Below are 7,503 nucleotides of genomic sequence, written 5' to 3' on the forward strand. Positions count from 1 at the left end.
CGTCCCGCCCGGCTCGATGCTCGCCCCCGAGCCCCCCGCCGCCGTCGTCGCGGGCAACGTGGAGACCTCACAGGCCATCACCGGCGCCCTGTACGCAGCCCTGGGTGTCCAGGCCGAAGGCTCCGGGACGATGAACAACGTCACCTTCGGTAACGAGCGGCACCAGTACTACGAGACCGTCGCCTCCGGGTCCGGCGCAGGCGACGGCTTCCCGGGCGCGCCCGTCGTACAGACCCACATGACCAACTCCCGCCTCACCGACCCCGAGGTCCTGGAGTGGCGCCTGCCCGTCCGGCTCGACGAGTTCTCGGTCCGGACCGGCAGCGGCGGCGCCGGACACTGGCGGGGCGGAGACGGGGCCGTACGCCGCATCCGGTTCCACGAGCCCATGACGGTCTCCACGCTCTCCCAGCACCGCAGGGTCCCGCCCTACGGGATGGCCGGCGGCGCACCCGGAGCCCTCGGCACCAACCGGGTGGAGCGCGCCGACGGCGGTGTCGTCCAACTCGGCGGAAGTGATGCGGCGGATGTCGGCCCCGGCGACGTACTAGTCATCGAAACCCCCGGCGGCGGAGGCTACGGGCCACCGCCGCGTGAACACGAACCAGCAGGAAGAGAGACCGATGATCTTCGGGCGTTCTGAGCGCGGCAAGTCCCCGGTCGAGCCCGTCACGCTCAAGATCCTGGTGGCCGGCGGTTTCGGCGTGGGCAAGACGACCTGCGTCGGCGCGGTCAGCGAGATCAAGCCGTTGAGGACAGAGGAGATGCTCACCGAGGCAGGCCGCCCGGTCGACGACACCAGAGGTGTGGAGGGCAAGAACACCACCACCGTCGCGATGGACTTCGGGCGCATCACGCTCCGCGAGGACCTGGTGCTGTACCTCTTCGGGACACCCGGCCAGGACCGGTTCTGGTTCCTGTGGGACGAGCTCGCCACAGGAGCCCTGGGCGCCATCGTGCTGGCCGACACCCGCCGCCTCGAGGACTGCTTCGCCGCCGTCGACTACTTCGAGCGGCGTTCCATCCCGTTCGTGATCGGCGTCAACTGTTTCGAAGGCGCCGCACGGTACGCGACCGACGCGGTCCGCCAGGCCCTCGACCTCGACTCCGACGTCCCGGTCGTGCTGTGCGACGCACGTGAGCGGGAGTCCGTCAAGGACGTCCTCGTCACGGTCGTACAGCACGCGATGAGACTCGCGGCGGAACGCCGCCAGAGCGTCACGACCTGACGCCGGACGTACGAGCACGGCCCGTACCCCCGCCGACCGGGGTACGAGCCGTGGGCCTCTCATTCAGCTCGCGTCGTCCTCGTGCCAGCCGAGGCTCTTCTCCACCGCCTTGCGCCAGTTGTGGTACTCGCGGTCGCGGACGGACGACTCCATGGCCGGCCTCCACTCGACGTCCTTCTGCCAGTGCGACTTCAGTTCGTCCAGGTCGTTCCACACTCCGGTCGCGAGCCCGGCCGCGTACGCGGCGCCCAGGCACGTCGTCTCCGAGACCTTCGGGCGGATCACCGGCACGTCGAGGACGTCCGCTTGGTGCTGCATCAGGAGGTTGTTCTTGGTCATGCCGCCGTCCACCTTCAGGGTGGTGATCTTCACCCCGGAGTCCTGGAACATGGCGTCCACGACCTCCCGCGTCTGCCAGCTCGTCGCCTCCAGCACCGCGCGCGCGAGGTGCCCCTTCGTCACGTACCGCGTGAGGCCGGTGACGACTCCCCGCGCGTCGGAGCGCCAGTAGGGCGCGAACAGGCCGGAGAACGCGGGCACGATGTACGCGCCGCCGTTGTCGTCCACGCTCGTCGCCAACGACTCGATCTCGTCGGCGGTCCGGATGATGCCGAGCTGGTCACGGAACCACTGCACCAGGGCACCGGTGATCGCGATCGAGCCCTCCAGGCAGTACACGGGGGCTTCGCTGCCGATCTTGTACCCCATGGTGGTGAGCAACCCGCTCTTCGACGGCACGGGCCGGTTGCCGGTGTTGAGCAGCAGGAAGCTGCCGGTGCCGTACGTGTTCTTCGCCGTGCCCACGTCGTAGCATGCCTGCCCGAACACGGCCGCCTGCTGGTCACCGAGCGCCGACGCGACCGGCACGCCCGCGAGCTGGCCCACGGCGGTGCCGTACACCTCGGCGGAGGAACGGATCTCCGGGAGGACCGCCTCGGGGACGTTCATCGCCGAGAGGATCGAGGAGTCCCACTGGAGGGTCGAGAGGTTCATCAGCATGGTGCGTCCGGCGTTGGTGACGTCGGTGACGTGCCGTCCGCCGTCGGTGCCGCCGGTGAGGTTCCAGATCAGCCAGGAGTCGATCGTGCCGAAGGCGATCTCGCCACGCTCGGCACGGGCCCTGAGCCCCGGTACGTTGTCCAGCAGCCAGGCCGCCTTCGGGCCCGAGAAGTAGCTGGCCAACGGTAGGCCGGTCTGCTCTCGGAAACGGTCCTGCCCGTCCGGGCCGCCGAGTTCGTTGCAGAGCGCGGACGTACGCGTGTCCTGCCAGACGATCGCGTTGTGCACGGGCTTGCCCGTGGCGCGGTCCCACAGGACCGTCGTCTCGCGCTGGTTGGTGATGCCGAGCGCGCTGAGCTGGTCGGCACGCAGGCCCGCCTTGGCGATCGCCCCCGCGACCACCGCCTGCACCTTGGACCAGATCTCGGTGGCGTCGTGCTCCACCCAGCCCGGCTTGGGAAAGATCTGACGGTGCTCGCGCTGGTCGACGGCGACGATCGCGCCGTCCTGGTCGAAGATGATGCAGCGACTCGAAGTGGTGCCCTGGTCGATCGCGGCGACGTACTTCTGGGCGTTGTCCGGCATGACGTCCCCTTACGTCAGATGCGTCAGAAGGCTGCGTTGTAGATGAGGCCCGCGAGCGCCCCGCCGAGCAGTGGGCCGACAACCGGAACCCAGGCGTAACCCCAGTCGGAGGTGCCCTTGTTGGGGATCGGCAGGAAGGTGTGCACGATGCGCGGGCCGAGGTCACGCGCCGGGTTGATCGCGTAGCCGGTGGGCCCACCGAGCGACAGGCCGATCCCGACGACCAGCAGGGACACGATCAACACCAGTGTTCCGGATTCGCCGAGGCCCTTGGTGAGCCCGAAGGCGAGGACCGGCAGGACGAGGGCGATCGTCGCGATGGTCTCCGTGATGAGGTTGGCGACCGGGTTCCGGATCTCCGGGATGGTGGAGAAGATGCCGAGGGTCGGCAACGGATCGTCCGCCGAGCCGACCTTGGGGACATTGGCCTGGAACTGCGCGAGGTAGACCAGGTACGCGAGGACCGCGCCCAGCATCGCGCCGGCCATCTGCCCCAGCAGGTACACCCAGACCTTGTCCCACTTCCCCGTGTCCACGGCGATGCCGATGGTGACGGCAGGGTTGAGCTGGCCGCCCGACAGGGGAGCGGCGGTGTAGGCCCCGGCCAGCACGCCGAAGCCCCAGCCGAACGCGATGACGACCCAGCCCGAGGCTCTCGCCTTCGAGTATCTGAGGGTGACGGCGGCGCACACGCCGGCGCCGAAGAGGATCAGTATTGCCGTTCCGATGAGTTCACCGACGAAAATGTCTCCGTTGCTCATGGCGGCTCCTAGGCCCTGGGCCGGGGTGATCGACCCCGGTCCTTCGTGCAGGATGCGTTTCCCATGGCTACTTCGGCCGGAGGCAGGGAGGATCCCGCGCCCCGCCCGGCGTCCGTGACGAGCGTCCGTCGCAGCCGAATCGCCCGTGGGGTGGCCCTTTACGCAGGCAGGGCGCCCGAGCGGCGCAGTGCACAAAGTCACTCGAAAGTGGCGATGCCGACTGACACCCGGAAGTGTTCACCGGCGATCAGGGAGCGTCAAGGTCGCGGACGGGAACGGTTGTTGGGGGCGTCGGGGGAGAGGACGCGGTCGTCGGGTCCGGGCTCCTCACCGGTCATCGCACCGCGACCACCGACGAGCCGTGCCCGAACAGTCCCTGGTTCGCGGTGATCCCCACCCGCGCACCCTCGATCTGCCGGTCACCCGCGTCGCCCCGCAACTGCCAGGTCAACTCGCAGACCTGGGCGATCGCCTGTGCCGGAACCGCCTCTCCGAACGAGGCCAGTCCGCCGCTGACGTTCACCGGTATTCGTCCGCCCAGGGCCGTCGCGCCCTCCCGCAGCAGCTTCGCCGCCTCGCCCGCGCCGCACAGCCCGAGGTCCTCGTACCACTGCAACTCCAGTGCCGTGGACAGGTCGTACACCTCGGCCAGCGACAGGTCCTCGGGCCCGATCCCCGCCTCCTCGTAGGCCGCGCGCGCGATGGACGCCCGGAAGGTCTCCGGCGCGGGCTGCACCGCGACCGCCGAGTCCGTCGAGATGTCCGGCAGATCCAGCACGGTGGTGGGAAAGCGCGGCGTCACCGTGGACACCGCCCGGATCCGCACGGCATCGGCCGCCCCGTGGCGCTGGGCGAAGTCCATGCTGGACAGCACCAGCGCCGCGGCTCCGTCCGAGGTCGCGCAGATGTCGAGCAAGCGCAGAGGATCGGCGACCACCGCGGAGGCGGCGACCTCCTCGGCGGTGACCCGCTTGCGGTAGCGGGCGTACGGATTCAGCGCCCCCGAGGCGGCGTTCTTCACCTTGACCTGCGCGAAGTCGTCAACCGTGTCCCCGTGTACGGCCATCCGCCGTCGCGCGTACAGCCCGAAGTACGTCGGGTTCGTCGCGCCGAGGATGCGGAAGCGCAGCCAGTCGGGGTCGTCGGGCCGCTCCCCGCCGGCGGGCCGGAAGAACCCCTTGGGCGCGGCGTCGGCCCCCACCACCAGGACGACGTCCGCCAGTCCCGCGAGGATCTGCGCCCGTGCCGTGGCGATGGCCTGCGCCCCGGACGCGCACGCCGCGTACACGCTCGTGACGCGGGCCCCCTGCCAGCCCAGGGCCTTCGCGAACGTCGCGCCCGCCACGTACCCCGGATAGCCGCCACGCACTGTGTCCGCGCCGACGATCGATTCTATGTCCCGCCAGTCGACTCCCGCGTCAGTGAGCGCCGCGCGTGCGGCCACCGTCCCGTACTCGACGAAGTTTCTGCCCCACTTGCCCCATGGGTGCATGCCCGCGCCGAGCACCGCCACGTCACCCGTCATGCCGTCACCCCCGTGCCCCCGTCGGCTGCCAGTGCCACGTCGTCCAGGTCGTCTCCGCGTCCTCGCTGAGCACGCCCGGGACGACCTCCACCTCCATACCCACCGTCAGGTCGGCGACGGTGACCCCGGGAACCGCCTGCCCCAGCACCACCAGGCGCTCGGCGGCCAGTTCCACAGCGATCAACGTGCGGGGCTCCCACGGAAGTTCCGGATCGGACACGTAGGGTGACGGAGGTCGGTACCGCCCGTCCGTGTAGGACCACACGCGCCCCCGCGGCGAGAGCGGCACCTCCTCCAGGTCGCCCCCACCGCACCCGGGGTTGCGGCAGGAGGCGTCCTCGCGAGGGAAGAAGACCGAGGTGCACGCCGAACAGCGTGTGCCGAGGAGCCGGAAGGCGTCACCCTCCCCGGTGAACCACCCCGAGACGACGGGTGTGCGTGTACGCGTCAAAACCCCTCCCTGGCGATCAAATCTGACGGAACGTCAGAAGTGTGCCACGGGCAACCGTAATTCGGCAGGGTGTGAAGGCGAACCAACCGCGCCTCAGCGGCGTCCGAGTATCGGGAGGGACGGCCGGGGCCCACGGGGGTGGTTCCGGCCGTCCCTCCGCGTCGAACCGGTGAGTGAGGACGGCGGCGGCTCAGACACTGAGCCTGTAGAAGCGCCACAACTCGTGCTCGACGTCCAGCACCTCGACACTGCCGTACCCGGCCTCCCGCGCGTACGCGCGTACCGTGTCCGGCCGCAGAACCGTGCCGGCCTCCACCTTGGCGTCCTCCGCGCGGGTCGCGGGCAGGCAGTGCAGCACACTGAAGGCGTAGTTGATCCGGTCCAGCTCCGGACCGGGGGCGGTGAACTCCTCGCTCACCTTCTCGTCCCCGATCAGCACCGCACCCGAGGGCGCCAGGAGCCGACGCACCGAAGCCAACACCCGGACCGGATCGGCCATGTCGTGCAGCGCCTCGAACACGGTGACCAGGTCCACGGAACCGTCCATGTCGATTCCCGCGGCGTCGGTGCGCGCGAACGCCACCCGATCGTCCAGACCCGCCTCCCGGGCGTTGCGCCGGGCCTCGTCCACGGAGGCGGCGTCCAGATCGACGCCGGTGAGCCGAGCCCCGGGGAAGGCGCGGGCCAGCGCCATCGTCGACCAGCCCAGGCCACAGCCCAGATCGAGTACCCGCGCGCGGGGTTCGTCCGTGAGTCGCCGGTGGACGTCCGGCATGGCAGCGACCCAGGAACGGACCGTCTCGGGCCGGTACATGGGCCGGTTCAGCCCCGCGATGCCCTCGCGGGTCCCGCGGCCGTAGCGCTCGTACGGCACGCCGGCGCCCGTGGCGAAGGCCTCCAGCAACTCGGGCAGGGTCTCGGCCAACGAGACGATGAACTGGGGGCCCGCGGCCAGGTACAACGGGTCGTCCCGGTCCACCAGCACCCGCCGGTGTTCGGCGGGCAACGAGAAGCGCCGCTCGTACCCGTCGTCTCCGGCGGGCCCGGAGGCGGTCAGGATGCCGGCCACGGCCTGTTGCTCCAGCCACTCGCGCGCGTACCGGGAGTGGATACCCGACGTCTTCGACAGGTCGCGGGGTGTCATGGGGCCGCGCGCGGCCAGCGCCTCGTACAGACCGCGACGGACACCGACGTCGACGGTGAAGATCTCCAGCGCCGCACGCAGCCCTGTGACGATCTCCTCGGCCAGCTGTTCGGCATCCGGAGTGCGCTCCGGTGGGACGCTCATGATCGATCCGACCTCCGCGGACGTGCCAGGTACCGTCACCGTCCCACAGGGCCGTACCACCCGCGAGAGCACACGACCGTCCCGTACGCACAACGGGCGTGCGCCCTCCGCGCGAGGCCATCTGTCGGAAAACCCGGCCGACTGGTACATGGAGGGGCATGAGGAGACTCCCGGTACGGTTGCGCCCCTTACTCGCCGCCGCCACGACCCTGCTCGCCACGACGCTGCTCGCCCTGACCCTGACGGCCACACCGGCCCGGGCGACACTCGAACCCAAGGCCCCCGAGGACTTCGTCGCTCTCGGAACCGTCGACCCGACCATCCTCGAGGACATCCGCTACTTCACCCGGCACAACTTCGTGGGCGAGCGTGTGGACGGCTACCAGCAGCCGCTGTGCATCCTCACCCGCCCCGCCGCCGAAGCCCTCCACAAGGCCCAGACGGAGCTCCTGAGGCAGGGCTACACGCTCAAGGTGTACGACTGCTACCGGCCCCAGCGCGCCGTGGACCACTTCGTCCGCTGGGCCAAGGACCTCGACGACCAGCGGATGAAGACCGAGTTCTACCCCCAGGTCGACAAGACCCGCCTGTTCACGGACGGCTACATCGCGGAGAAGTCCGGCCACAGCCGCGGCTCGACCATGGACCTCACGCTCGTGAAACTC

The 7,503-nt window shown here is 70.0% G+C and carries 8 protein-coding genes; 3 read left to right on the forward strand and 5 right to left on the reverse strand.

The window, feature by feature from the left end:
• Together FNH08_RS39390 and FNH08_RS39395 are read left to right on the forward strand one after the other, a co-directional pair.
• Nucleotides 1–643, forward strand: a 643-nt coding sequence (locus FNH08_RS39390; protein ID WP_194238777.1) for a hydantoinase B/oxoprolinase family protein, incomplete at its 5' end; no start/stop codon positions are given.
• Complete coding sequence (locus FNH08_RS39395) at nucleotides 624–1,229, forward strand: GTP-binding protein (RefSeq protein WP_152776329.1); 606 nt, start codon at nucleotides 624–626, stop codon at nucleotides 1,227–1,229. The genes FNH08_RS39390 and FNH08_RS39395, both read left to right, overlap by 20 nt.
• A gap of 63 nt (nucleotides 1,230–1,292) precedes the next feature.
• Here the strand turns inward: FNH08_RS39395 and glpK are convergent, their stop codons facing one another.
• The 5 genes from glpK to FNH08_RS39420 form a co-directional block, all read right to left on the reverse strand.
• On the reverse strand, nucleotides 1,293–2,813 hold the full coding sequence (glpK, locus tag FNH08_RS39400) for a glycerol kinase GlpK (RefSeq protein ID WP_152776330.1): 1,521 nt from the start codon (nucleotides 2,811–2,813) through the stop codon (nucleotides 1,293–1,295).
• Nucleotides 2,814–2,836: 23 nt separating this feature from the next.
• The gene (locus FNH08_RS39405; RefSeq protein ID WP_152776331.1) at nucleotides 2,837–3,574 is read right to left on the reverse strand and encodes an MIP/aquaporin family protein; all 738 of its coding nucleotides are present in this window, start codon (nucleotides 3,572–3,574) and stop codon (nucleotides 2,837–2,839) included.
• Between the two features lie 334 nt (nucleotides 3,575–3,908).
• Nucleotides 3,909–5,099 carry a lipid-transfer protein gene (locus FNH08_RS39410; RefSeq protein WP_152776332.1) on the reverse strand — a complete coding sequence of 397 codons (1,191 nt, stop codon included), beginning with the start codon at nucleotides 5,097–5,099 and terminating at the stop codon, nucleotides 3,909–3,911.
• A gap of 4 nt (nucleotides 5,100–5,103) precedes the next feature.
• Nucleotides 5,104–5,550 (reverse strand): Zn-ribbon domain-containing OB-fold protein, encoded by a 447-nt coding sequence (locus FNH08_RS39415; protein WP_152776333.1) that lies wholly within the window; start codon nucleotides 5,548–5,550, stop codon nucleotides 5,104–5,106.
• Between the two features lie 190 nt (nucleotides 5,551–5,740).
• The gene (locus FNH08_RS39420; RefSeq protein WP_152776334.1) at nucleotides 5,741–6,838 is read right to left on the reverse strand and encodes a class I SAM-dependent methyltransferase; all 1,098 of its coding nucleotides are present in this window, start codon (nucleotides 6,836–6,838) and stop codon (nucleotides 5,741–5,743) included.
• Nucleotides 6,839–6,996: 158 nt separating this feature from the next.
• Here FNH08_RS39420 and FNH08_RS39425 point away from each other — a divergent pair.
• Nucleotides 6,997–7,503: M15 family metallopeptidase (locus tag FNH08_RS39425; RefSeq protein WP_194238778.1), on the forward strand; the 507-nt coding region annotated here is incomplete at its 3' end.

This window comes from Streptomyces spongiae (genome assembly GCF_009377185.1).
Lineage (GTDB): Bacteria > Actinomycetota > Actinomycetes > Streptomycetales > Streptomycetaceae > Streptomyces > Streptomyces spongiae.